The 25,344-nt window shown below is 69.5% G+C and carries 21 protein-coding genes, 2 tRNA genes and 1 pseudogene; 11 read left to right on the forward strand and 13 right to left on the reverse strand.

Going from position 1 to position 25,344, the window contains the following annotated elements; translation table 11 throughout:
• From JOD67_RS16265 to JOD67_RS16280, 5 genes and pseudogenes are all read right to left on the reverse strand, one after another.
• Positions 1–1,515 carry a M1 family metallopeptidase gene (locus JOD67_RS16265; protein WP_205118440.1) on the reverse strand — a complete coding sequence of 505 codons (1,515 nt, stop codon included), beginning with the start codon at positions 1,513–1,515 and terminating at the stop codon, positions 1–3.
• Between the two features lie 156 nt (positions 1,516–1,671).
• Positions 1,672–1,743: transfer RNA gene (locus JOD67_RS16270), tRNA-Gln, on the reverse strand.
• A gap of 76 nt (positions 1,744–1,819) precedes the next feature.
• Positions 1,820–2,686: a glutamate--tRNA ligase gene (locus JOD67_RS16275; RefSeq protein ID WP_239553878.1), complete on the reverse strand. Its 867-nt coding sequence runs from the start codon at positions 2,684–2,686 to the stop codon at positions 1,820–1,822.
• Positions 2,687–2,774: 88 nt separating this feature from the next.
• Positions 2,775–3,026 (reverse strand): annotated as a pseudogene (locus JOD67_RS40190) (glutamate--tRNA ligase family protein); the annotation flags it as partial.
• A gap of 39 nt (positions 3,027–3,065) precedes the next feature.
• Positions 3,066–3,845 (reverse strand): fumarylacetoacetate hydrolase family protein, encoded by a 780-nt coding sequence (locus JOD67_RS16280; RefSeq protein WP_205118441.1) that lies wholly within the window; start codon positions 3,843–3,845, stop codon positions 3,066–3,068.
• Positions 3,846–3,922: 77 nt separating this feature from the next.
• Here JOD67_RS16280 and JOD67_RS16285 point away from each other — a divergent pair, with 77 nt between their 5' ends.
• On the forward strand, positions 3,923–4,789 hold the full coding sequence (locus JOD67_RS16285; RefSeq protein ID WP_205118442.1) for a 3-methyladenine DNA glycosylase: 867 nt from the start codon (positions 3,923–3,925) through the stop codon (positions 4,787–4,789).
• Positions 4,779–5,315, forward strand: a complete 537-nt coding sequence (locus JOD67_RS16290) for a class IV adenylate cyclase (RefSeq protein ID WP_205118443.1) — start codon at positions 4,779–4,781, stop codon at positions 5,313–5,315. The genes JOD67_RS16285 and JOD67_RS16290 overlap by 11 nt, the downstream gene beginning before the upstream one ends.
• Before the next feature lie 81 nt (positions 5,316–5,396).
• Here JOD67_RS16290 and JOD67_RS16295 read toward each other — a convergent pair whose 3' ends face one another.
• Positions 5,397–6,506 (reverse strand): glycoside hydrolase family 183 protein, encoded by a 1,110-nt coding sequence (locus tag JOD67_RS16295; RefSeq protein ID WP_239553879.1) that lies wholly within the window; start codon positions 6,504–6,506, stop codon positions 5,397–5,399.
• Positions 6,507–6,695: 189 nt separating this feature from the next.
• On the opposite strand from JOD67_RS16295, the gene JOD67_RS16300 reads away from it, so the two are divergent.
• Positions 6,696–6,768: transfer RNA gene (locus JOD67_RS16300), tRNA-Glu, on the forward strand.
• Between the two features lie 140 nt (positions 6,769–6,908).
• Here JOD67_RS16300 and bla read toward each other — a convergent pair.
• Positions 6,909–7,781 (reverse strand): class A beta-lactamase, encoded by an 873-nt coding sequence (gene bla / locus JOD67_RS16305; RefSeq protein ID WP_205118444.1) that lies wholly within the window; start codon positions 7,779–7,781, stop codon positions 6,909–6,911.
• A gap of 70 nt (positions 7,782–7,851) precedes the next feature.
• On the opposite strand from bla, the gene JOD67_RS16310 reads away from it, so the two are divergent.
• Complete coding sequence (locus tag JOD67_RS16310; RefSeq protein WP_239553880.1) at positions 7,852–8,772, forward strand: LysR family transcriptional regulator; 921 nt, start codon at positions 7,852–7,854, stop codon at positions 8,770–8,772.
• Positions 8,769–9,689, forward strand: a complete 921-nt coding sequence (locus tag JOD67_RS16315) for a serine hydrolase (protein WP_205118445.1) — start codon at positions 8,769–8,771, stop codon at positions 9,687–9,689. Before JOD67_RS16310 ends, JOD67_RS16315 begins: the two co-directional genes overlap by 4 nt.
• Before the next feature lie 87 nt (positions 9,690–9,776).
• Here the strand turns inward: JOD67_RS16315 and JOD67_RS16320 are convergent, their stop codons facing one another.
• Together JOD67_RS16320 and selD are read right to left on the reverse strand one after the other, a co-directional pair.
• Complete coding sequence (locus JOD67_RS16320) at positions 9,777–10,148, reverse strand: GNAT family N-acetyltransferase (protein WP_205118446.1); 372 nt, start codon at positions 10,146–10,148, stop codon at positions 9,777–9,779.
• 34 nt (positions 10,149–10,182) lie between these two features.
• Positions 10,183–11,193 carry a selenide, water dikinase SelD gene (gene selD, locus JOD67_RS16325; protein WP_205118447.1) on the reverse strand — a complete coding sequence of 337 codons (1,011 nt, stop codon included), beginning with the start codon at positions 11,191–11,193 and terminating at the stop codon, positions 10,183–10,185.
• Positions 11,194–11,230: 37 nt separating this feature from the next.
• Here selD and JOD67_RS16330 point away from each other — a divergent pair, with 37 nt between their 5' ends.
• The 3 genes from JOD67_RS16330 (at position 11,231) to JOD67_RS16340 (ending at position 16,683) form a co-directional block, all read left to right on the forward strand.
• Positions 11,231–13,606 (forward strand): ATP-binding protein, encoded by a 2,376-nt coding sequence (locus tag JOD67_RS16330; protein ID WP_205118448.1) that lies wholly within the window; start codon positions 11,231–11,233, stop codon positions 13,604–13,606.
• 288 nt (positions 13,607–13,894) lie between these two features.
• Positions 13,895–15,763 (forward strand): alpha-amylase family protein, encoded by a 1,869-nt coding sequence (locus JOD67_RS16335; protein ID WP_205118449.1) that lies wholly within the window; start codon positions 13,895–13,897, stop codon positions 15,761–15,763.
• A 194-nt stretch (positions 15,764–15,957) separates the two neighbouring features.
• Positions 15,958–16,683, forward strand: a complete 726-nt coding sequence (locus JOD67_RS16340; protein WP_205118450.1) for a hypothetical protein — start codon at positions 15,958–15,960, stop codon at positions 16,681–16,683.
• Here the strand turns inward: JOD67_RS16340 and JOD67_RS16345 are convergent.
• The 4 genes from JOD67_RS16345 to JOD67_RS16360 form a co-directional block, all read right to left on the reverse strand.
• Positions 16,680–19,697: an AfsR/SARP family transcriptional regulator gene (locus tag JOD67_RS16345; protein WP_205118451.1), complete on the reverse strand. Its 3,018-nt coding sequence runs from the start codon at positions 19,695–19,697 to the stop codon at positions 16,680–16,682. The genes JOD67_RS16340 and JOD67_RS16345 overlap by 4 nt on opposite strands.
• Before the next feature lie 18 nt (positions 19,698–19,715).
• A complete protein-coding gene (locus JOD67_RS16350; protein WP_205118452.1) occupies positions 19,716–20,390 on the reverse strand; it encodes a DUF2306 domain-containing protein in 675 nt (224 codons plus the stop codon).
• 104 nt (positions 20,391–20,494) lie between these two features.
• Positions 20,495–21,574, reverse strand: a complete 1,080-nt coding sequence (locus tag JOD67_RS16355; RefSeq protein WP_205118453.1) for a glutamate--cysteine ligase — start codon at positions 21,572–21,574, stop codon at positions 20,495–20,497.
• A gap of 39 nt (positions 21,575–21,613) precedes the next feature.
• The gene (locus JOD67_RS16360; protein WP_205118454.1) at positions 21,614–22,333 is read right to left on the reverse strand and encodes an IclR family transcriptional regulator; all 720 of its coding nucleotides are present in this window, start codon (positions 22,331–22,333) and stop codon (positions 21,614–21,616) included.
• Between the two features lie 76 nt (positions 22,334–22,409).
• Here JOD67_RS16360 and leuC point away from each other — a divergent pair, with 76 nt between their 5' ends.
• From leuC to JOD67_RS16375, 3 genes are all read left to right on the forward strand, one after another.
• The gene (gene leuC / locus JOD67_RS16365; RefSeq protein ID WP_205118455.1) at positions 22,410–23,822 is read left to right on the forward strand and encodes a 3-isopropylmalate dehydratase large subunit; all 1,413 of its coding nucleotides are present in this window, start codon (positions 22,410–22,412) and stop codon (positions 23,820–23,822) included.
• Between the two features lies 1 nt (position 23,823).
• Positions 23,824–24,435, forward strand: a complete 612-nt coding sequence (gene leuD / locus JOD67_RS16370) for a 3-isopropylmalate dehydratase small subunit (protein ID WP_205118456.1) — start codon at positions 23,824–23,826, stop codon at positions 24,433–24,435.
• 71 nt (positions 24,436–24,506) lie between these two features.
• Positions 24,507–25,289, forward strand: coding sequence for a class I SAM-dependent methyltransferase (locus JOD67_RS16375; RefSeq protein WP_205118457.1), 783 nt, complete (start codon positions 24,507–24,509; stop codon positions 25,287–25,289).
• The last annotated feature ends 55 nt before the right edge of the window (positions 25,290–25,344 follow it).

Below are 25,344 nucleotides of genomic sequence, written 5' to 3' on the forward strand. Positions count from 1 at the left end.
CTAGTGGCCGTGGGCTTCGCCCATCACGATCCGGTGCGCGGATCGCGGCGGCTTGGCGCTGGCGCTGCGCGCGGCAGCCGATGCAGGTAGCGGCGGACGGCCGGTGGTGTAGAGCCAGGTGTCGAACAGGTCGGTCAGCTGCTGCCCGCTGACCCGCTCCGCCTCGCGCACGAACGCGGCCACGTTGGCGTTGCCGTACCGGCGATCGGCGGTGAATCCCCGCAGGAGTGGGAAGAACGCCTCATCCCCGATGCGCAGCCGCAGCTGGTGCAACGCCATCGCGCCGCGCCGGTAGACGGCGAGGTGGAAGATGTTCGCCGCACCGGGATCGCCGGGTTTCACCTGCCAGAACGGGTCGTTCGCCGGAACCAGGTCGTAGTTGAAGTCGAACAGCTCCTGCGCGGTGCCCTCGCCGATGTGCTCGGAGTACATCCACTGCGCGTACGTCGCGAACCCCTCGTGCAGCCAGATGTCGCGCCAGTCCGCCAGCGCCGTCGAGTTGCCGTACCACTGATGGGTGAGCTCGTGGACGACCACGTACGGGCTGGATCCGCCACGAAAGAACGAGAGCCCGTACACGGGACGGGTCTGCGTCTCCAGCGCGAAAGCCACACTGTCCTGCGGCAGGCCGACGCCACCGTAGGCCTCGAACGGGTACGCGCCGAAGATCCCCTTCGCCCATTCGGCGATCGGCAACGTCTGCTCGATGCTCGCCCGCGCCGCGGGGCCGGCGTCGCCCATGTTCTCCGAGTACGCCATCACGACCGGCTTGCCGTCCGGCGCGACGTCGCTGGTCACGTCGTACTGGCCGATCGCGACGAACGCGAGGTAGGTCTGCATGGGCCGCACCGTCCGCCACGACCAGCGGGTCCAGCCGGGCCGGTACGGCGCGGGAGCGGTCGGCTGGACGCCGTTCGCGACGACCTCGACTCCCGTGGGCACGCCGACGGAGATGTCGTACGTCGCCTTGTCGAGCGGGTGGTCGTTGCTCGGGAACCACCAGTTCGAGATCTGCGGCTGGCCGACCGCGACAGCGCCGTCGGAAGTCCGGCGCCACGCCGTGATGCTGCCGATCTTCACCTGTGACGGGATCGCGTCGTAGCGAACGGTGATGCTCATCCGCTGGCCATTGGTGAGCTCGCGGGCGGGCGTGACCTCGAGCTCGTGCTCGGGGGAGGTCGCGTGCCGCGCGTCCCGCCCGTTGACCGTGATCGAGCTGACCGGGAGGCCGAAGTCGAGGTTGAACCGGCGCACATCCTGGGTCGCTCTGGCGAGGATCGTCGTCGCGCCCCAGAGCCGGTCGGTCGCGGGGTCGTACTGGAGCCGGACGTCGTAGTGGTCGACCTCGTACCCGCCGTTTCCGTAACGGGGGAAGTAGCCGTCGCCGATCCCGGGCGCGCCGACCCCATCCCCGCCAGGGTCGGCGTCCGCTACGCCGCCTGCGAGGACGGCTGCGGCGATCGCGGCCACGAGGCCGACTCGCCACGCTCGTCCAGTCTGTGTGTGGGCGCCCATGAACGGGTCCTCTCGCTCGGAAGTCGCTGACTTCCGACGGAGGCTAGGTGGGCTCAGCCGACGGCCGACACCATTTGTTCCAGACCGAAACAGAGAGCCCCACAAACGCCACAGGGTGCATGCCGGAGAAGGCATACACCCTGGTCATCGACGCTGCTGGGGTACTAGGACTCGAACCTAGACTAACTGGACCAGAACCAGTCGGGCTGCCAATTACCCTATACCCCATCGGCTCGCCCACGAGGACAAGCACGGCGAGAACGATACCGGAGAGGGACCCGAGGGCCAAAGCGGGATACCCGCCTCACGTCCCGACGTGCTCCCGGCGCGCGTACCGGATCCGCGCCAGGACGCGGTCGCGGCCAAGGATCTCCATCGACTCGAACAACGGCGGCGACACCCTTCGCCCTGTCACGGCGACGCGAACGGGGCCGAACGCGACCTTCGGCTTCAGGCCCAGCTCATCGACCAACGCCGTACGCAGCGCCGCCTCGATCGACACGTGCGTGAACGGCGACAGCGACTCCAAGGCCGACTCCGCCGCGTCCAGCACCGCACGCGAGTCCTCGGTCAAGACCCGCGAAGCCGCCTCGGGGTCGACCACGAAGAAGTCGTCCCGCACCAGCAGGAACCCCAGCATCTCCACCGCCTCGGTGAGATGCCCGATCCGTTCCTGGATCAACGGCGCCGCCGCGCGGATCGCCGCGACTTGCTCCTCCGAGGGCGGCGCCGTGACCAGCCGCGCGGTACGGAGGAACGGCTGGATCCGCGCGACGAAGTCGTCCAGCGACAACACACGGATCTTGTCGCCGTTGATCGAGTCGAGCTTCTTCTCGTCCAGCCGCGCCGCCGTCGCCCCGATCCGATCGAGCGAGAACAACGCGACCAGGTCGGAAAGCGACAGCTCCTCGCGGTCGTCGCCGGGCGACCAGCCCAACAGAGCAAGGTAGTTCGCGACCGCCTCGGGCAGATAGCCCTGGTCGCGGTACCACGAGATCGACGCCGATCCGTACCGCTTCGAGAGCGCCTTCCCGTCCGAGCTCAGCACGTACGGCTGATGCGTGAACACCGGAACGTCGTCGTCCCGCACGCCCATTGCCCGGTAGACCGCGAGCTGCCGCGGCGTCGAGGCCAGCAGGTCGTCGCCGCGGACGACGTGGGTGATCTTCATCAGCACGTCGTCGACCGGCGCCGCGAGGTTGTAGAGCGGATAGCCGTTCGCTCTGCAGGTACGGGCCGTACGGGCCGCCGACGTCTGGGCCCTCGTCCCAGTCGAGGCCGAGCCAGCGCAGGCTGTCCATCGCCGACTGGATCGCCTCGTCGGTGACCCGCGCGCGGTCCGTGTCCTCGACGCGCAGCACGAACTCGCCGCCGTTGTGCTTGGCCCAAGCCCAGGAGTAGAGCGCAGTACGTACGTTGCCGACGTGCAGGTCGCCGGTCGGCGAGGGTGCGAACCTGGTCCGCACACCTCTTTTCCGGGGTCCCCGCGAAATCGTGGCCGAGCCGATCACCGGAGCCGTTCCTTGCGACGGAACGATTTCGTGGGGTGGTTACCCATGCTTGATCACTCTGTTGGTGAGCGTGCCGATGCCCTCGACGGTGATGGAGATCTCGTCGCCCTCGTTCATTTCGCCAACGCCAGCAGGGGTTCCGGTGAGGATGACGTCACCGGGGAGCAGCGTCATCGCGGCGCTGATGTGAGCGATCTGCGTCGGGATGTCGAAGATCATCAGCGCGGTGCTGCCGTTCTGCCGCTCCTCGCCGTTCTGGGTCGTGCGGATCGTGAGGTCGGAGGGGTCGAGCACGGTCTCGATCCATGGGCCGAGCGGGCAGAACGTGTCGAACCCCTTCGCGCGCCACCACTGCTTGTCGCTCTGCTGCAGGTCGCGCGCGGTGACGTCGTTGGCGATCGTGTAGCCGTAGATGACCTCGTCGACCCGGTCCTTCGGAACGTGCCGGCAGATGCGGCCGATCACGATGGCGAGCTCGCCCTCGAAGTGCAGGCTCGTGGTCTGCGGCGGGTAGACGATGCCGTCGCCGGGGCCGACCACGCTGGTGTTGGGCTTGAGGAAGACGAGCGGGGCCTCCGGGATCTCGTTGCCGAGCTCCGCGGCGTGCGCGGCGTAGTTGCGGCCGATCGCGACGACCTTGCTGCGCGGGATGACGGGGGCGACGAGGCGTACGTCCTTCAACGGCAGGCGTTCGCCGGTGGGCTGGATCGCCTGGTAGAGCGGGTCGCCCTCGAGAACGGCGACGACCTCCGCGCCTTCGTCGCCCTCGACGACGCCATACCTAGGGTCGTCACCAGTCGTGAACCGTGCGATACGCAAGGGATTCTCCGCCTCTCTCGTCGGCCGCCTCAGCCGCGCCCTGCAGCCTACCGGGGGCCGCGGCTACCGTTGGATCCGTGGAACGCCCCACCCTCTCCCGTCCCACCTGGCTCGCCCGCCGCGCCGCCCACGAGGCGCGCGTCGACGGTCTGGTGGCGCCGCATCTCGCGCGGCGGCGTACGGGTACGCGGCATCCGGTGGAGGACTTCCTGTTCACGTACTACTCCCACCGCCCGGCCCAGCTGCGGCGGTGGCATCCGGGGTACGGGGTGGTGTTGGCTTCCGCTCCGGAGTACGCATCGGTGCGCGGCTATCGGCCGGTCGCCGGCGGTCTGTCCTTGGCGCCGTCGGAGCTCCTGTCGCGGCGGGAGTCGCTGTCGTTCGTGCGGTCGGTGCTGGCCGGGACGTTGTCGCGTCCGGCGCAGTTCGGGTGCCTGGGGTTGCACGAGTGGGCGATGGTCTATCGGCAGTCGGCTTCCGACGTTCGGCACGATGCGTACCCGCTGCGTCTGGGCTCGTCGGGAACGGACGCGGTGGTGGAGTCGCATCGGATGCGGTGCTCGCACTTCGACGCGTACCGCTTCTTCACCGAGCCCGCGCGGCCGTTGAACGCCCTGTCGCCTTCGCGTGCTTCGCAAGCGGTGCTGGAGCAGGGTGGGTGCCTGCACGCGAACATGGATCTGTACAAGTGGGCCTACAAGCTGACGCCTCTGGTGCCCTCGGAGCTGGTGGCGGACTGCTTCGAGCTGGCCCGTGAGATCCGGGTCCTGGACATGCGGGCATCGCCGTACGACCTGTCGGCGTTGGGATATGAGCCAGTGCGGATCGAGACGCCGGACGGCAAGGCGGAGTACGCATCCGCCCAGCGCTCGTTCGCGTCCCGCGCCGAACCCCTGCGGCGTCGGCTACTGGACCAGGTGGAGGCCCTGCTCGATGCCGCCTGAGTACGAGGCGAAGGTGCTGGACATCTCGCCGGATGCTGTGGCGGCGCGGATCGCCGATCTGAGCGGGCAGCAGGTGGCGGGGCCGATCGTTCAGCGCCGGTACGTGTACGACATCGCCGCAGGCGATGCGACACGGTGGATCCGGCTCCGGGACGCGGGAGGCAAGGTCACGTTGGCGACCAAGCACATCGCGCACGACGGGATCGACGGCACGTTCGAGGTCGAGGTGGGCGTCGACGACTTCGCGGCGGCGAACGAGCTGCTGCGGACGCTCGGCTTCGTGCCGAAGTCGTACCAGGAGAACCGCCGTACCAGCTTCCTGCTCGACGGGGTCCAGCTGGAGATCGACGAGTGGCCGCTCATCCCGCCGTACCTCGAGATCGAAGGGCCCTCAGCTGTCGACGTGCACCGCGTCGCCGCGGTGCTCGGATACGACGAGAGCCAGCTGACGAGCGAGAACACCACCAAGATCTACCGTCGCTACGGGATCGAGCTCGCCGACCATTCCGAGCTCAGGCTCGAGTGAGCTGCGCGGTTGTTGCCTGAACGCACGTAGGGTGCATGCCGACGTGCGGCATGCACCCTGCGTGCGTTCTGAAGCGGCTGCCTACAGGCGGTGGCCGAGGTGTTCGAAGCGGTACTGCATGACGCGGTAGATGCTGTTGTCGTTCGTGTTCCACTGGCTGACGGTCAGGTGCAGGTCGTTCATCGTCGACCCCGGGATCACGTAGCTGCCGTACAACTGCGCCACGTGGTTGGTGTCCTGGTTGCCCCAGCCCGAGCCGTGCAGCAAGGTCACGCGCTCGGTCTTGCGCAGGTCCTGGGTCGGGTGGTTCAGCACCATCGCGCTGATCCGGTAGTTCGGGCCGTCGAACCAGGTGAAGACCCAGCGCTTGCCCAGCTTGCGCAGGGACATCTCGCCGATGATGTCGTCGATCACGGTGTCCGGGCCGGCGCCCCACTTCCACTTGTTGCCGACCTTGCCCCACGGCTCCCACTTGTCGGGGTCGGTGAGGTGCCACGGCCGGACGCGGTGCAGGATCATCGGGCTCTCGCGCAGGAACTCGGCCGTGTACACGTACACCCAGCCGTTGTCGTACTCCCACGTGCAGAGGTTCAGCATCTTGTTGTGCGCATGCCCGTCGAACCGCGCGCCGGAGTCCTTCCAGGTCGCGCCGTTGTCGGACGAGACCCAGATGCCGCTCCAGATCACGTTGCCGAAGCCCTGGTTGACCACGGCGTGCAGGTAGATCTTGTTCCCGATCGTGATGACGTCCGACGGGATGATCGTGGAGATCTCCTCGCCGTGCTCGTACGGGATCAGCTGTGCCGCCGGCACTCCGCCCACCGAGCCGGAGAACGTCACGCCGCGTTCGAGGTGGTGGCGCGTCTTCGACCACAGCGCGGTCGGCGAACGCCAGTTGTCACCCCAGTTCTCGCCACTAAAGCTGTCGCCGAAGACGTACAGCGACCGCCCGTCCGGCGTGCGGGTCACCGCGCCGAGGTCGACCCAGTCGAGTCCGAACTTCCCCGTGATGTCCGGTCCAGTGAGATTCTTGACCTTGGTGATCTTGATCCCGTCCGCCCAGACCGGCGGATACTCCAGCGGAGGCCTGTCCGCTGCTGCCGCCGGGGTCCAGGCGCCCCCAGCGATCCCGGTGCCGATCGCACCAGCAGCGCCCCCGAGGAGAAGTCGTCGCGAGATGTTCGAGGACATCAGTTGCTCCGTTCCCAGAAAACGATTTCCCCGCATCCTCCATTCAGAACGGCCCGTTGACAAGCGTCAGGGCCGGTTGTGGCAGCCCGTCGCCTGCTCGCGCCAGAGCCGCGCCAGCGGATCGTGGCCCGATACCCAGTTGGCTCCCCCTGGGGTCGCCTTGCTACAGTTCTCCAGGTTCATTCGCACGGCCCCGTTGTGTAGCGGCCTAGCACGCCGCCCTCTCAAGGCGGTAGCGCCGGTTCGAATCCGGTCGGGGCTACGGACCAAGGGACCAGTGTGGTCGGAGCATTGCTCCTTCCCCACTGGTCCTTCGCGTTTCCCCCGGGGGCCGAGCCCCCGGACCCCCACGGTGCCTGCTCCTGACCGGCACCAGGTGGTGCGGTGGTCGTCGACCAGCGACTACTCGCCGGGTGCGAGCGCGGTAGCGACGATGGTCGCGGCGTCGGCGACCAGGACATTCTCGACGGGTGCGTCCTTCTCGGTCTTCGTCGTCATCACCGACAGCAGCAGTGGCGTTCCCTTCGTGGTCCAGGTGACGCCCACATCGTTCGCGACGCCGTAGTCGCCGGTGCCGGTCTTGTCGGCGAGCGTCCACGCGGCCGGCAGCCCGGCCCGGAACCGCTTGGTGCTGGTCGTGTTTCCCTTCATCCAGGTCACCAGGCGCTCGCGATCGCGGGGCCGGAGTGCGCGGCCGAGCATGAGGTGCCCGTACGTACGACCCAGCGCCTCCGGCGTCGTCGTGTCGCGCGGGTCGCCGGGCACGGCGGTCCACAGGTCGGGCTCCCACCGGTCCGAACGCGTCGTCGTGTCGCCGATCGAACGCAGGAACGCGGTCAGGCCCTTCGGTCCGCCGATCTCACGCAGCAGCAGGTTCCCCGCCGTACCGTCGCTGTACTGCAGCGCCGCGGCGATGAGCTCGGCGATCGTCATGCCGGTCTCGACGTGCTGCGCGGTGATCGGCGCGTTCTTCATCACGTCGGCGGCCGGATAGAACACACGCTTGTCGAGCCGTGCGCAGTCGTCGTGGTCGCGCAGGACGGCCGCGGTGGCGAAGCCCTTGAACGTCGAGCAGAACGCGATCCGCCGGTCGTGCTGGTAGGTGACGGTCTTTCCGGTACGGGTGTTGACGGCGTACACGCCGAGCGTGGCCTGATAACGCTGCTCCAGCTCGCGGAACCGTGCGTTGAGGGACAGGGTTTCAGCCCGGGCGGAGGGAACGAGAACGGGTACGGCGAGGCCGGCGGCAAGGAGGGAACGACGGGTCACAGACATGCCCGTCAGGCAATCAGCGGGTGATCCTTATGTCCAAGAGACAATTCTTCATGATCCATGCCTTTCTGGTATGAGTGAGGATGTGGACCTGTTCGCGCACCTCGAGGCGTACGTCGCCGTCTGCCAGGAACGCAGCTTCTCCCGCGCGGCCGAGCTGCTCGGCATCGCCCAGCCGCTGCTGAGCCGGCGTATCAAGACCTTGGAAGGGCATCTCGGCGGCGAGCTGTTCGACCGGTCGCGGCGGCAGATCGAGGCGACGGCTCTCGGCGAGCTGCTTCTCCCGTACGCGAAGGACGTGCTCAACCGGGCCGAACACCTGCACGAGGTGGCGCGCTCGGCTCGCGAGTCGGCGGTCCGCGCGATCGGCGTCCCGCCCGACTGCGACCCGGTCGCGCTCGCTCGGATCCTCCGCGCCGGAGCGAGCAACGGGTTGGCGGTCAGCGTGCACGAGCTGTCCGCCGACGAACGCGCGGCCGGGCTGGAAGACGGGTCGCTGGCGTTCGCCGTTCTGCGGGTGCCGCCGGAGACCGCCGCGCTGCGGGTGCCGCTCGGGCTCGCGGGCGGGGGAGCGCGTCCCGTCCATCTGGAAGATCTGCGGCCGCGACGCGGCGCGGACACCGAGCCGCCTTCGATCCTGACCGCGGCGGAGGACGACGTGCCGTTCGCCGCCGACCGGTTGCGCCGGGCGTGCGCTCGGGCTGGGTTGCCGGAGCCGCAGCTCCGACCGGTCGCGTCGACCGCGACGGCGTTGGCGGAGACGCTCGCGGGGAACGGGCGGTTGCTGTGCACGGAGCGGTTCGCGCGGCGCCACGACGTCGCGTGGGCGCCGTTGGCCGATCCTTCGTTGCATCGCGGGTACGACCTCGGCGGCGCGCCGCCCGAGTGGCTGACCGGGTTGCTCGGTGCCGCGCTTGGCGCCGTCGCCGCCGTCGCGCCCCGACTTGCGAGACGAAGCGACGACGCCCGCTCGCGGCTGGCGGCCCGCGGATGAGCGCGCCCGCGTACGTCGCGAGCGACGCTGCTCTGCTGGCGGTGGCCGAGGCGATCGCCGGGGACTGGGAACGGGTCGGGGCGCGGGGGCACTTCCTCGCCCGCAACCTCGAGACCGGAGAGCAGCTGGGCTTCGACGTCGAGACGCCCGTACCGCTCGCGTCGGTCGCGAAGTTCCCGGTGGCGTTGGCCGTTCTCGAACGGGTGGCCGCGGGGGCCATCGATCCGGCGCGGCAGCTGACGATCGCGCCCGGGACGAGCATCGGCCCGACCGGAATCGCGGCGTTCCGCTACCCGGTCACGGTGGCGGTCGGCGATCTTGTGTTCCTGATGCTGAGTATCAGCGACAACGCGGCTGGCGACGCGCTGCTCGACCTGGTGGGCCTCGACGAGCTGGGCCGGAGCCTGGCAGCGTGGGACTGTCCGGGGGTGCGGCTTCGCCATCGCCTGCAGCGGTTGTACGAGTGCGCGGTGGGAGTGGCGGGTGAGGACTTCGGGCTGGCGTTGGAGCTGGCGATCCGCGACGACCAGTCCGGCAACCACACGATCGAGACACTCGACCCCGCGCACGCCAACGTCGGCACGGCCGCGGCCCTCGTCGACCTGCTGGGGAAGGTGTGGCTGGACGAGATCGCCTCGCCGCCCGCGACCGCGGAGCTGCGCCGGCTGATGTCGCTGCAGGTGTTCACCCAGCGGTTGTCGAGCGACCTGCGTACGGACACCGTGCGGGTGAGCGGGAAGACGGGAACGTTCCTGCATCTGCGCCACGAGATCGGCGTGGTGGAAGCCGATTCCGGCGACCGGGTAGCGATCGCGGCGCTGACCCGCTCCACCCGCCGCGCGTCCCTGGCCGCCGACATCGACCTCGCGATCGGCACCGCGGCACGCTCGGCGTTCGAAGCTCTCCGCACCGTCTGAGACGTCAGTGCAGGACGAGCAGGACGTGCTCGTTCTCGCCGTGCTGGACGAGGCCGGAACGTGCGAAGCCGAGCTTCTCCAGCAGCTTCACCGAGCCGACATTCCCACCACCGGGTCCGCGTACAGCGGCCTGGCGACCTCGGCGGCGAGGAAGAAGCGCAGAGCCGCGGTGCCGATGCCACGGCCCCAGAAGGCGCGGCCCAGCCAGTAGCCGAGGAAGCGGCGGCCGTCGTCCTCGGTCCAGGCCACCACGCTGCCGGCGAGAACGTCGTCGGCGAGGATCGCCTGCACGAAGACGTCGGGATGCCCGAGCACCTGCGTCTTCCAGTGCGTCATGAACCGCGAGCGCTCCCGCGGCACGAACTTCGACCGGCGTACGGCCTCCTCGTCGTGCTCCTGCTCGTAGAACACCTCCAGATCTGCCTCGACCACGTCACGCAACCGCACATCCAGTCCCATAGCGGCAAAGCCTCTCAGCGCCCACCGACAAGGCTCAGGAACGCACCACCAGCACGTGTTCCTGGCGCGGGACCAGCTCGCCGATCACCGGCACGCCGGGCAGCTCGCCCGCCAGCAGCAGCCCGCCCGACGTCTGCGCGTCGGCCAACAACAACGCCTCGTCGGACGAGACCGCCGACAGGTCCGCATAAGGAGCCACCCACTCCAGGTTGCGCCGCGAACCGCCGCTCACATAACCCGCGGCCAACGACTCCCGCGCCCCAGCGAGGTACGGAACGGCAGCGGCCGAGACGACCGCCGTCACCCCGCTCGCCCGCGCGAGCTTGTACAGATGCCCGAGCAGCCCGAACCCCGTCACGTCCGTCGCGCACGCGATCCCCGCCTCCACCGCGGCCACGGACGCGGAACGGTTCAGCGCCACCATGCTCGCAACGGCCTCCGGGAACACCTCGCCCGTCGACTTGTGACGGTTGTTGAGAATCCCGACTCCGAGCGGTTTCGTCAACGACAACGGCAAACCCGCTCGCCCGGCGTCGTTCCGCAGCAACTGCGAGGGCGACGCCACGCCGGTCACCGCCATGCCGTACTTCGGCTCGGGGTCGTCGATGCTGTGCCCGCCAGCCACATGGCAGCCCGCCGCGTGCGCAACGGAAACGCCGCCCCGCAGCACCTCGGCGGCCAACGAAGCAGGCAGCACGTCGCGTGGCCAGCCGAGCAGGTTCACCGCGACGACCGGCCGCCCGCCCATCGCGTAGATGTCCGACAGCGCGTTCGCCGCCGCGATCCGACCGAAGTCGTACGCGTTGTCGACCACCGGCGTGAAGAAGTCTGCGGTCGCCAACAGCGCAAGGCCGTTCTCGATCCGTACGGCCGCCGCGTCGTCGCCACCGTCCAACCCGACGAGCAGTTCACCGGCTGGCGACTCGACCGGGCTGGCACCGGCGAGCCCCTTCACCAGCTCCTCGAGCTCACCAGGCGGGATCTTGCACGCGCAGCCGCCGCCGTGGGCGTACTGGGTCAGCCGATACTCCATCGTCGTGGACATGGCCCCCATCCTTCCGTTGCCTGGTTACGCTCGGAAGGTGGATCGGGTCGCGATGCCGGAGCAGCTCCGGGCGGCGGGCGTCACGGCTCGTGAGCTGGATACGTTCTGGCTCGTCGCGGACCGCTTGCAGAACAGGGCCATCGCCGACCGGCTCAGCGTCTCCGAACGTACGGTCGAAAGCCACATCTCGTCCCTGCTGCGCAAACTGGGCGGAACGAACCGCATCTCCCTCGTCGCCATGGCCGACGATCTCCGCGATCAGCTCGAGCGGCGCGACGCCAGCCTGCCGATGCCGCTCTCGTCGTTCGTCGGCCGCACCGACCAGCTCGACGATCTCGCTGAGCTCGTCACCGCGCACCGGCTCGTCACGTTGACCGGACCCGCGGGTGCCGGCAAGACCCGCCTAGCACTGCAGCTCGCCCGCACCACCGACGCGCTCCCGCCGGCGACACTCGTCGACCTCGCCGCGCTGCCGCCTGGGGGACCGGTGGAACGTGCGTTCACCGACGCGCTCGGCATCGACATCGAGGGCCGCCCGGCCCGGACGATCCTGCGCGACGCGCTCAGCGAGGGCCGGCACTGGCTGGTCGTCGACAACTGCGAGCATGTCGCCGACGCCGTGGCCGCGCTGCTCTCCGCGTTGCTGTCCTCGACCAGACAGCTCACCGTGCTCGCGACCAGCCACGGACCGCTGCGGGTGGCGGGTGAGGTCGTGTACGAGGTGCCGCCGCTCGGCCTCCCGCCGGAGTCCGCCACGGATCAAGACGCCGAAGCGGTCAGGCTGTTCGCCGACCGGGCCGCCGCGGCCGCGCCCGGATTCGCCGTCACCCAAGAGAACGCCCGCGACGTCGCCGCGGTCTGCCGCCGGCTCGATGGGCTACCGCTCGCGATCGAGCTCGCCGCCGCGCGCATCCGTACGTTCTCCCCGGCCGAGCTGCTCGCCCGCCTCGACGACAGGTTCGCGTTCCTGACCGACGGCGCGCGAGGCACCGAGACGCGGCATCGCACGCTGGAGGAGGCGCTGCGGTGGAGCTACGACCTGCTGGACGACGACGAACGGCTCGTGCTCGAACGCTGCTCGGTGTTTCCCGGCTCGTTCGACTACGACACCGTCGCGGGCGTCGTCAGCTACGCGCCGTCGACGTCGGCCGACTTCGACCGCGCGTTCCCAAGGCTGCTGGACCGATCTCTCGTCGTGTCCCGGCGCCGCGGGCAGACGACGGAGTACCGGCTGCTCGACAGCGTTCGTCATTTCGCCCACCGGCAGCTGGTCGAACGCGAGGGTGGCGAGGCCGTCCGCGACCAGCACGCGAGGTACGTCTTCGCCCGGGCGGTCGGGCTCGGCGACGCCGTGCGCGGGAGTGACCAGCCCATGGCGTTGGCCTGGTTCGACCGGCGCTGGGGTGACCTCGTGGCGGCGATGAGCTGGGCCTTCGAGAGCGAGCAGTACGAGCTGGCCTGGACGTTCGTCGCCGGCGTCGGCACCGCGTGGGACGTGGTCGGCGTGCACGGCGTGCTGTTCGACTGGCTGGACCAGCTGCTCGAACGGCCTTGGCCAGCAGGGGAGCTGGGCCAGGCGGCCGCGGTGACGGCGGCCATCGCGCTCTGCCAGCAGAGCTCGGCGCGGTCGATCGAGATCGCCGAGCTCGCCGACCTGGCGACCTCACGGGCATCGACGCTGCTGGCCCGTGGGTGGGCGGGCGGTCGGGGTCCGAAGGCGGGGGAGGCCGAAGCCCGCCGCCAGCTTCGGGAGGCCGCTGACCTGTTCGGGGCGGCGGGTGATCCCTGGCACCGGGCGTTCGCGCTGACCGGCCTGGCCGCCGTCGAGACGAACGCCGATGCAGCACTCGCCTGTTGTACGGAGAGCGCGGAGCTGTTCAGACAGTGCGGCGATCTCGTGAAACGGGCGAACGTGCTGTACCACATGGCGATGCGTGCGATCGAGTGGAACGTTCGCCTGGACGAGGTCGGCGGCTGGATCGCCGAGGCCAGTGAGCTCGCGGAGCGCGCGGGCACCCGGCACGAGATCCTGCACGTGGCGATCGTGGCCGCGACGTTCGACCAGGCGTGCGGCGAGTACGACCTCGCCGAGGCGCGTTTCCGCGAGTTGCTGAGCGAGTTCCGTCGCCTCGACGACCGCCGCTGCGTGTCGCGGTGCCTGCGCGGGCTGGGCCTGGCGGCGACCCGTTCGGGAGACCTGGACACCGCGCGTCGGCACCTGGTGGAGGCCGTACGTCTGGCCGCCGAGACCGGTCCGCGCCAGCGCGTCGTCGACGCCCTCGAGCTGCTCGCGAACGTGGAGACGACCGCCGGCCGACCGGACCGCGCGGAGTTGATGCTCAAGGTCGGCGCAGCCGACGACCCGGTGGCGGAGCTGGACCTGCTCTTCTCCGCCCAAGGCCGTGTCTCTTAAGTATCGCCTGGCGCGCGACACCTCCCCCATAGTCAGCAGAGGCCGCCTGGGCGCGGTGCGAAGTGTCGTGGTCGCCTTACCCGGCCAGTGGCCGCTCTACCTGGCGTCCACCCCACGTAAAGGGGCGAATGATCATGTAAACATGATCGTTGGCTCCAGAGCAGGGCGGGGCCGACCGGTCGAACGCACCGCCGGACGAAAGACCGATGCTAGGCGAACATCGGTCAGAACGTAGCCAGGCTTGAAGACTTCGTCCGACCATCGAAAGAGACCGCGGACGGAGGAAGCGTGACGAGGCTGTGGTGGCAGGACCCGTTCCGCATGTTCCAGACCAACCTCCGCGAGATCGACGCCGGGTTCGACGTCGACCGCGTCGCGGACTATCTCGTCGAGTTCGGTGTCAACACCTGGTTGCTCAGCGTCGGCGGCATCCTCTCGAACTACCCGACCGAGCTGGACTTCCAGACCCGCAACCCGTACCTCGCCAACAGACCGTCCGGCGACCTCGTCGGTGACGCCGTCGAAGCGGCGAAGCGCCGCGGCATCCGCGTGATGGCCCGGATGGACTTCTCGAAGGTCGACCACCGCCGTGCCGAGCAGCATCCCGAGTGGTGCTTCGTCGACGCGGCCGGCGAGCACCAGGTCTACAACGGTCTGACCAGCGTCTGCCCGAGCGGCGATTACTACCAGAAACATCTGTTAGAGGTTCTCACTGAAGTTCTCGATCGTTACGAAATCGACGGGTTCTTCTGCAACTGGATGTCGTTCAACGAGGTCGACTACAGCCGGACGTACCGCGGCGTGTGTCAGTGCGTGTCCTGTGTACGCGGGTACGACGACGAGCTCCCGGTGGACCGGACCTCGCCCGGCTACGCGAGCTGGCAGCGGTTCTCGCGCGGCGTGCTCGACGACCTCACCGGCCGGATTCGCGACCACATCGCCGCGCGCCGGCCGGAGGCGCCGCTCGTTCTCGGTGACCGCGCGGACATCGTGTTCCACGAGGCGAACAACGCCGTCGGCAGGCCGCTCTGGCACCACCGCACGAGCGAGGCGGTCAGCCTGGCGAAGACGTACCGGCCGAACGTGCCCGTGCTCACCAACTCGGTCGGGTTCGTCGACATGCCGTACCGCATGGCCGGCGAGGACCCGAACCACTTCGCGCAGTACCTGACCCAGGCCATCGCGCGCGGAGCGAACCCGTCGACGTACATCATGGGAACGCCGTTCGACAATCCGTACGAGTGCCTGGAGGTCGCCAGCGAGCTGACCCGATTCCACCGCGACCATGCCGAGGTCTATCGCGACCTCGTGCCCGCGGCGGAGACGCTGCTCGTCCGGGGAGGTTCGCGCCCTGAGTTCGAGGGGCTGTATCTCGCCTTGCTGCAAGGGCATGTGCCGTTCGACGTCCTCGGTCAGGAACGGCTGGGAGATGTCGACCTCGGTCGGTATCGCGTGGTGGTGCTGCCCGACCTGGGGGAGGTCGAGAGCGAGCAGCTCGGCGAGTTCGTCCGCTCCGGTGGTGCGGTGGTCGCGACCGGACGAACGGAGCACGCCTGCCTGCCGGTCGAGCGGCGGCTGGCGAGGTACGAGTCAGAGGAGTCGGTCAGATCCCTTCATCTGAAGGCGAAACACGTGCTACCGGTGGTCGGCGCGTTCGACGTCGTGGAGCCGAGAGCGGGCGCCGAGACGGACTACCGAGTGCTGTCGCGCGCACCGTACGGTCCGCCCGAGAAGACCCACGGGCATGTCGAGCTGGACCGCTACGGCCGCATCAGCGCCGCATACGAACGAGGGCGCGCTGTACTGCTGCCCTGGACAGTCGGGCGTGGGTATCGCGAGGTGGGGCTGACCGCGTACCGCGACCTGATCCTCGACGAGGTCACCGCGGCCGGTGCGCCGCGGATCGAGACCGACCTGCCCGAGCAGGTGGAGATCGTGCTCGGGCGCTCGGCCGCTGGGACCGTCGTCCACCTGCTGAACAGGTCCGGCGACCAGCCACAGCGGTTCGCGCCGCCGGTGGAGATCGGCGAGTGCTGGTTGGCGATCGACGGTACGTTCCGCGCCCTGCATGCCGACCGCATCCTGACGAGCGAGAACGGAAAGGTGCGCCTGCCGCGGATCGGGCGCTTCGAGGTGCTCGCAGGCCGTGTCTCTTAAGTAGCGCTGGTCATCGCGCTCCGCGCGATGGCGCGCGGCCCAAGGAAATTCACAGAGCGCGCCCGGCTGGGCGTGGTGCAGGAGGAATTCATAGTTCGTCCTATGGGTGACGAACTGGACCGCGGTCAGGCGGGATGCGGTGTGTCGCGCGCCAGGCGATAGTTAAGAGACACGGCCTGGGTAGCGTTGCGGACGTGCATGGACAACTCGACGCGGCAGGCACTCTGGTGATCCTCGGCAACGCGCACCTGCGTGGCCTTCCCTGGCAGGACGTCGGCGCGTTCGGGTCCGCGCACGTCTTCGATTTCCAACATCACCTGTTCCGGCTGGATGGCAACCTCTCGCAACCGGTGCACGAGTGGCCGACGTTGCTGTCCGCGCAGGGCGTACGGCGATGCTTCCTCCTGCTGCGCCCGCCGTCGGTCGGCGACGTCTGGAAGGCGGGCGCGTTGGGAACCGAGGTGCTCTGCCTCACGGCGGAAGGGTCGATCGCGTTCGAGGTGACGTTCGCGCCCGGACCCGCGGAGGAGCCGAGGATCAAGCAGTTCGTGTTCGGCGACGGGACCCGCGGCCCGGCGCTCACGTCGCCGCCCGACCGGTCCCTCGACGCGGCTGCCGCCGAGCTGGACGGCGCACTCGTCGCCGCGTCGGAGGTGGCGTCCGGACTAGGCCTGGTGGACCCGTGGGTGGCGACGTTCGCGAAGGCACGCGACGCGCTGACGACGACACCGACGCTCCCGCTGCCCAGCTACAGCGAGCAGGCCTCGCGGATGCACGCCGCCGCGTCGGCCGCCTGGGTGTTCGGCGCGATGGGCAGCTGGAACGACTACGTCCCGCTCGCCGGCGAGCCCGGCAAGGTGACCGACCGGCTCTACCGCGCCTGCCTGAACGGCTTCGAGGCCGCGGTCAACGAGGCCTAGACCAACGCGAACGACGCCGGGTACTTGGGCGGGAGCTGGAGGACGGCCTCTTCCAGGTGGAGGTCGGTGAGGATCGACTGCCAGTGCCGCCGGCACTCGGCGGCGCTGGGCTGGTCGCCGGCGGCGAGCAGAACGCGTTCCAGCTTGGCGATCAGCCTGACGACCTCGAGCGTCCCGGACACGTGATGCCACACGTCGGCCGAAGCGCGCAGGTACCTGGCCGCGTCCGCCCACCGGCCCTCGGCGGCGGCGAGGTCGCCGAGCGCGTGCAGCCCGTCCGGGTTGGGATCGGGCTCGGGCGCGTGCTGGTCGAGTACGGGTACGGCGGCGTCGAGGAGCTCGCGGGCCTCGGCGAGGCGACCGGTGTGGATGTGGACGTGCGCCCGCTGGAGCTGGCAGTAAGCGGTCCCGAGCTCGTCGCCGGTGGTCGCGCAGATCGCCCGCATCTCGTCGAGGGCGTCGAGCGCCTCCTCGTACTGCCCGGCCAGGGCGAGGACCTGGCCAAAGCTCAGGAGCGTGATGCCGAGCTGTCGAGACGGACCCTCGGCGCGCGCGAACTCGAGCGCGTCGGCGATCAACGGCAGACCCTCGGCGAGCTTGCCCTGGTCGGCCAACGCCGCGCCGAGCTCGAGGTGCAGGCTCCGCCGCATGCTCGGGTCCTGGTCGGGTACGTCGATCGCCCTCGCTCGGTCGAGGAACTCGATCGCCTCGTTGAGCCGAGCCAGGCTCCGCTCCGCCCACGCGCACCGCAGCAGCGCCTCCTGCTGGGCTTCGGCGTCACCGAGCTCACGGGCCGTCTCGTACTTCAGCGCGGCGATCGCGGGCAGCTCGCTGAACCGCGCCCGTTGGGCGTACGCCGTGAACAGCTCGCCCAGCAAGCGGATCCGAAGCTCGAGCCCGGACCGCTCCGGGGCGAGCCGCAGCGCGGTCTGCATGAGCCGTTCGCGGTCCTGGTCGTACGCGCGAACGGTGAGGAAGCCGGCGAGGCGCATCGCCAACGTCCCCGCCAGCTCGAAGTCGCGCAGGCCGTGGGCGAGGTCGAACGCGGCGAGCAGGTTGGGCAGCTCGACCTCGAACCAGGTCGCCGCGAACTGGCGGGCGAGGCCCGCCGCTCGTTCGGGCGGCGTGGGAGCGGGCAACCCACGTGCGGACATCCGTCCGTGCTTGACCTGCCCGTCGGCGATCGAGGCGAGGCCGAGCCAGCCGTTGACGACGCGGCGGAGTACGGCGTCGCGTTCGGCGTCGGGCTCCTCGTCGAACGCGTGCTCCCGCGCGAACTCCGCGATCAGGTCGTGCAGCCGGTACCGGGCCTGGTCGACGGAGTCGCGGCCCATCGGCTCGATCAGGTGCACGTCGGTGAGCTGATCGAGCAACCGACCGGCGTCGGCGCCGACCAGCTCCTCGGCCACCCAGAGCGGCCAGCTGTCCATCGGCAGCAGGCCGAGGCGGCGGAACAGTGTGCGGCACGGCGGATCGAGCGACTCGTACGTGAGCGCGATCCCCGCACGCACGTCGATGTCGCCGATCGCGAGCTCGTCGAGGCGCGCGCGTTCGTCGGTGAGCCGTTCCTCCAGCTCGCTGAGCCGCCATGAGGGATTGGCCGCGAGCCGTGCGCCGGCAACGCAGATCGCGAGCGGCAGGAAGCCGCACAGCTCGGCGATCGACTCCGCCGCCGACGGTTCGCGCCCGGCGCGTTCCGGGCCGACGATCGCCACGAGCAGCCGCGTCGCGTCGGCCGGCAGCAGTCGCGCGACCGTCCAGCGTGGCGCGGGAGCGAGCGCGGCGAGGCTGCGGCGTGAGGTGACGAGGAGCCCGCAGCCGGAGCCGCTCGGGATCAAGGGGCGGACCTGCTCCTCGTTCGCGGCGTCGTCGAGGACCACGAGAACGCGGCGGTCGGCGAGCGCGGTCCGGTAACGGGCGGCTCGTTCCTCTTCGCTGGTGGGAATCTCCGAGCCCGCGACGCCGAGCGAACGCAGGAACCGGCCGCTGATCTCGTGCGCGGAGACCGGGCTCTCCTGGCTGCCGCGCAGGTTCGCGAACAGGGTGCCGTCCGGATAGGTGGCGGCGAGCCGGTGGGCGGCCGCGAGCGCCAGCGCCGACTTGCCGACGCCGCCCGAGCCGACCAACAGGGCGATCCTGGTCGGCTCACCCGTCTCGCGTTGCTCGTCGCCGAGCCGGTCGACGAGCTCGTCGAGGACCTTCGTCCGACCGACGAGCGCGGCGGTGAGCGCGGGCAGTTCGCGCGGGACGACCGGACGGTCCGCGGTCGACTCGGGGAGCGGGTCGCCGGCACGGATCTCGCGTTCCAGACGTCGCAGGTCCGCACCGGGCTGGACGCCGAGCTCGTCGCCGAGCCGGCGAGCGGCCAGCTGGTACGCGTCCAACGCGTCCACCCGGCGGCCGTCGAGAACAAGGGCACGCATGCGCAGCTCGTAGAGGTACTCGCGGTAGGGATGCTCCTCGACCAGCGGAGCGAGGGCGTCCAGCGCGGCTTGATGGTGGCCGAGCGCGAGGTGGGCTTCGAGCTGGGCGATGGTCGCGGCGAGGCGTTCGTCGTGCACGCTCTGCCGAATCGTTCCGGCGAGGTCGTCGCCGATGCCGGCGAGCGCCGGCCCGCGCCAGTGGCCGAGAGCGGCGGTGGAGCAGGAGAGCGCGGCCTCGTGGTCGCCCTTCTCGCGTGCGGTGCGGGCATGTTCGACGTCGCGACGGAAGTCGGTGAGGTCGAAGCGGTGGTCGCCGAGCTTGAGCTCGTACCCGAGCGGCCGGGTCTCGATCAGGTGCTCGTCGAAGCCGTTCAGCCGGCGGCGCAGGTTGCGGATGATGTTGTGCAGCTGGGCGCGGGCAGACTGCGGCGGGTCTTCGGGCCAGAGCGCGTCGATGAGCCGTTCTGCCGGCACGACTCGGTCGGCACTGAGCGCGAGCAGGGCGAGGACGTACGCCTCGCGGGCGCTGCCGACGGCCACCGACGCGCCGGCCGCCACGACAACGACGGGTCCGAGGATGCCCAACCGCATATGCCGAACCCTACGGGGTCAGCCCTGGGGCTGTGGCGTGGTGCGAATCCAGAGCTCGGCGCCGATGACGTGGCTGACGAACGCGACCCAGAACGCCGGCGCGAAGCTGCCCTGGAAGTCGAGCAGGCCGGTCGAGGAGAAGATCGCGATCCAGATCCGGATCGAGCCGACGCCGAGTGCGATCGCGAACGCGCGGATCATCCACCGTCGATGGTCGGCGACCCGATCCTGCTTGATCGCCCGGAACGCGAGCACGAGGCAGGCGATCATCCAGAGGCTGAACACGACCGCCGCGACCGACTCGCCGACACCACCGAACGCGTACGGGATGCCGAACGCGATCGCGAAGATCGCGCTCAGCAGACCGGCCACCAGCAGCAGCCGTCCGAATCGCCGGTGGAACCAGTAGGCCTTGCTGCGAATCCGATGGGCGAGCTGGAACGGAGCGCCGATCAGGTAGAGCACGCCGGGTGCGATGTGTGCCACCGCGAGCCACGGATGCTCGACGTACCGCTTGGCGTACTCGTCGTCGTCGGGGACCGTTCCGGCCTGCAGATGCGGGAGGTCCTCGATCATCCGCAGCACGGCGAACGTGAGCACGATCAGGATGAGAATCAGCGTGATCGCCTGGACGATGCTCAGCTTCGCCCGTCCGACCGTTGCGGGCGGCGGTGCGGTGGGTGGTGTGACCATGTCTTCGGGGTGCCCTCCCGTCGGCGCCAGGGTGCGGCGCGGCAACAGCTTGCCAGGCCCGGTGTTTCCCGTCGAGGTCTTGGGGTTCCGCAGTGGGCTGATCGTTATGTGGGCAAGGTCTGCCGGACGACCTCGCGGATCAGGGCCGCGGGGTCGTCGGTCTGTTTCCTCACCTCGCGTTGGATCCGCGCACCCGTTCCCCGTCCGATGACGTCGGCGAGGCGTGCCCGCGTGACCTCGAGCTCGCTCCATTCGGCGAGAACGGGCGTGACTCGATCGACGAGCGCGGCGATCACGAACGCCGCGGGAGCGGGCTTTCCCGTCTCCGGATGGAGCAGCTGGCCTTCGATCCCGTTCCGCGCCGCTGTCCATTTCGCCAGCCGCATCAGCTCCGGTCGAGGCGGTGCGAACGGCTCCTCGCGTTGCCAGGCGGCGATCTCGGTCTCGACCAGCGCTCGCGCCAGCGTGGCCAGCAGCACGGTGTCCTCCCAGCGCAGGCAGACGTCAGCGATGCGTACCTCCAGCGTGGGGTACGTCCGCGAGAGCCGTACGTCGAACCACACCATGCCCTCGTCCCTCAGCACATCGGTGTCGAGCATCGCGTCCACGACGCGGCGGTACTCCTCGAGCGAGCCGAAGTGCGACGGCGTTCCCGACGACGGCCAGCGTTCGACGACCTGGGAACGGTAGGTCGCGTAGCTGGTGTCGACGCCGTTGAAGTACGGCGAGTTCGCCGACAACGCGAGCAGGACCGGTAGCCACGGGCGGAGCCGATCCAGCGCCGCGACGCCTTCGTCTGGCGACGCGATCTCCACGTGCACGTGGCATCCGCAGACCAGCTGCTCCTGTGCGGTGAGCCCGAAACGTTCCGCGATGTGCAGATAGCGCTGCTTCCAGGTGACGTTCGTGTCCACCGGCATCGGCGAGGTCGCGATCGCGGCGACGTTCGCTCCCGCCGCCTCGGCGGCCTTCGCTGCCTTGTGCCGCCACTGGCGAAGCTCGGCGGCGAGCTCGTCGATCGTCGTGCAGGGCTTGGTGTCGAGCTCCAGTTGCTCGCGCATGAGTTCGGGATCAAGTCGCGACTCGTCCGTCATCCGCAGCACCGAGTCCGCGAGCGCGATCGGGTGGCCGTTGTCGGGGGAGATGAGCAGCAGTTCTTCTTCTACGCCAAGTCGTCGTCGCACCCGGGGTCCATGCCCCGTCTGTGCGGGGTTACTCGGGGATTACTCGGCGGCGCGGCGCAGCGCGTCGGACAATCGCTCGGCGGCGGCCATCACCGCGGGAGCGTGCATGCGTCCGGGCTGGCGGGACAGCCGCTCCAGCGGACCGGACACCGACACCGCCGCGACGACCTTGCCGGACGGCGAACGGACTCCTCCCGACACCGAGGCGACGCCCTGCTCACGTTCGCCGACGCTCTGAGCCCAACCACGGCGGCGTACGGCGGACAACGTTGCGGCCGTGAACTTCGCGCCCTGCAAGCCGCGATGCAGCCGCTCGGGCTCCTCCCACGCCAGCAGTATTTGCGCCGCCGACCCCGCGTGCATGGTCAGCTGCGTGCCGACCGGGATCGTGTCGCGCAGCCCCGTTGGCCGTTCGGCCGCCGCGACGCAGACGCGCAGGTCGCCCTGGCGCCGGAACAACTGTGCCGACTCGCCCGTGATGTCCCGCAGGCGTGCGAGAACGGGTCCCGCCGCCGCCAGCAGCCGGTCCTCACCTGCGGCGGCAGCAAGCTCGCCGAGCCGCGGGCCGAGGATGAACCGCCCTTGCATGTCGCGCGCAACCAGACGATGGTGTTCGAGAGCAACGGCGAGACGGTGCGCAGTCGGCCGAGCCAGGCCGGTGACCTGGACCAGTCCGGCCAAGGTCGCCGGTCCCGCCTCGAGTGCTCCGAGGACGAGTGCCGCCTTGTCCAGTACGCCGACTCCGCTAGAGTTGTCCATGACTCGATATTGCCGTCTCGAATGCCGAGACGCAAGCCCACGGGCCTAGGAAGTTTCCAGTCTGGAGGACGGAACCATGGGGACCACACTGTCCCAGAAAGTGTGGGAGGAGCACGTCGTACGTCGCGCGACGGGGGAGCCAGACCTTCTCTACATCGACCTTCACCTCGTGCACGAGGTGACAAGTCCGCAGGCGTTCGACGGACTTCGACTGGCTGGACGGCCGGTTCGTCGGCCGGACCTGACGATTGCGACTGAGGACCACAACGTTCCGACCCTCGATGTCGACAAGCCGATCGCCGATCTGGTGTCGCGCACGCAGGTCGACACGCTGCGGAAGAACGCCGCCGATTTTGGCATTCGTTTGCACGCGCTCGGCGACGCCGACCAGGGCATCGTGCACATCATCGGCCCGCAGCTCGGGCTTACCCAACCGGGCATGACGATCGTCTGCGGTGACTCGCACACCTCCACACATGGTGCGTTCGGCGCGATCGCGTTCGGCATCGGGACGAGCGAGGTCGAGCACGTTCTCGCGACCCAGACGCTGACCCAGAACACCCCCAAGACCATGGCGGTCACGGTCGACGGCGAGCTCCCCGAGGGCGTCACGCCGAAGGACCTCGTGCTCAGCCTGATCGCGCACGTCGGCACCGGCGGCGGGCAGGGACACATCGTCGAGTACCGGGGCGAAGCGTTCCGCGCGATGTCGATGGAAGGCCGCATGACGGTCTGCAACATGTCCATCGAGTGGGGCGCGAAGGCCGGCCTCGTCGCGCCGGACGAGACCACGTTCGCCTATCTCGAAGGGCGTCCGCACGCACCGCGCGGCGCCGACTGGGAGAAGGCGCTGGAGTACTGGCGCACGCTGACGACGGACGACGACGCCGAGTTCGACCGCGAGGTGAAGCTCGACGCCGGCGCGATCACGCCGTTCGTCACCTGGGGAACGAACCCGGGGCAGGGTGTTCCGCTGGGTGGCAACGTGCCCAGCCCGGACGACTTCGAGGAAGAGGGCGCGCGCGTCTCGGCGGAGAAGGCCTTGGAGTACATGGGTCTGACCGCGGGCACGCCGATGCGCGAGGTGTACGTCGACACCGTTTTCCTCGGCTCCTGTACGAACGGGCGGATCGAGGACCTGCGGGCCGCCGCCGACGTCCTGCGTGGGCGGAAGATCTCTGACAGCTTGCGGATGCTCGTCGTTCCCGGCTCGGGTCGGGTGCGGCTGCAGGCCGAGTCCGAAGGGCTCGACGTCGTCTTCAAGGACGCCGGTGCCGAGTGGCGCGGGGCGGGCTGCTCGATGTGCCTGGGCATGAACCCGGACCAGCTCGCTCCCGGCGAGCGCAGCGCGTCGACGTCCAACCGCAACTTCGAAGGACGGCAGGGAAAGGGCGGACGTACGCACCTCGTCTCGCCGCTCGTCGCCGCCGCGACCGCGGTGACCGGTCACCTCGCGTCCCCCGCCGACCTGCTCAACGCCAGGAGCTGACATGGACAAGTTCACCGTTCACTCCGGCAAGGCATTGCCGCTGCGACGCAACAACGTCGACACCGACCAGATCATCCCCGCGGTCTATCTGAAGCGCGTCACCCGGACGGGCTTCGGAGACGGACTGTTCGCCGCGTGGAAGAACGACTCCTCGTTCGTCCTGAACCGTCCGGAGCACGCGGGCGCCACGGTGCTCGTCGCCGGACCGGACTTCGGCACCGGCTCGTCGCGCGAGCACGCCGTGTGGGCTTTGATGGACTACGGCTTCCGCGTCGTCATCTCCTCGCGGTTCGGCGACATCTTCCGCGGCAACTCCGGCAAGGCGGGCTTGCTCGCCGCGCTGGTGGACCAGAAGGTCGTCGACCGGCTCTGGGACCTGATCGAGGAGGAGCCCGACACGCAGGTCGTCGTCGACCTGGAACACCGGACGATCCGCGCGGGCTCGGGAGAGACCGCGGTCAACGACTCGTTCGACATCGACGACTACACGCGTTGGCGGCTGCTCGAGGGACTCGACGACATCGGCATCACGCTGTCGAGCGCGGACGCGATCGACGCGTTCGAGGCGAAGCGCTCGCCGCTTCGACCGACGACGCTGCCGGCACGTACCTGACCCCGCATCACCGATGACGTCCCTGTCGCGAACGCTCGCGGCGGGGACGTTCTCTTTTACGAGGAGAAGAGATGACAGCGGCTTGGGACGGCGAGCTCTACTCGGCGAACACCGCGCACCACCGGGCGTACGACGCCGCCGTACTGGAAGGCGTTTCCGTCCCGGCGGACGGGCGGATCGTCGACGTTGGCTGCGGAGTCGGCGACTTCACCCGTTCGCTCGCGGCCTTGGTGCCGGAGGGTTCGGTGCTCGGCGTCGACGCGTCGGCGGAGCAGATCGCGGCGGCTCGTGCGGCGGGGGAGGGCGAACGGGTGACGTTCGAGACCTGCGTCGCGCAACGGCTCGGCGAGGTCGTTCCAGCCGGCTCGGCGGACCTCGTCATCTCGGTCGCCTGCCTGCATTGGGTTCCCTGGGACGACCATCCGGCCGTGCTGCGCGAGGTTGGTGAAGCGCTCAAGCAGGGCGGGGCGTTCCGTGCCGAGTTCGGCGGTGCCGGTCAGATCGCGGGCGCGCGGCGGGTGTTGGACGAGGAGTCGGAACGTCGTGGTGGGCCGGTGAGTCCGTGGACGTTCCCCACCGACGAGGAGTACCGCGCGCTGCTGGTGGCGGCGGGATTCGACGTCTCCTGGGTGCGGTTGCTGCGGCAGCGCCGGTCGATGCCGACCCCCGATGCGTTGCTGGGTTGGCTGCGCAGCCAGGTCGCGATCGCGTACCTGCCGCGCCTCGACCCGTCCGTTGTGACGGACTTCACTGCGGCGGTCGAACGGCGCGTGGTGGAGGAGTTGAGGCGGCCCGATGGCACGTACGACCAGGACTATGTACGGCTCGACTTGCTCGTTCGGGCCGCTGGCTGAGGCGTTCGGCCCGCCCTGGCTGGGATGCGGCGCGGACCGCATCGGCACCCTTCTG

This window comes from Tenggerimyces flavus (assembly GCF_016907715.1).
GTDB classification, from domain to species: Bacteria; Actinomycetota; Actinomycetes; order Propionibacteriales; family Actinopolymorphaceae; genus Tenggerimyces; species Tenggerimyces flavus.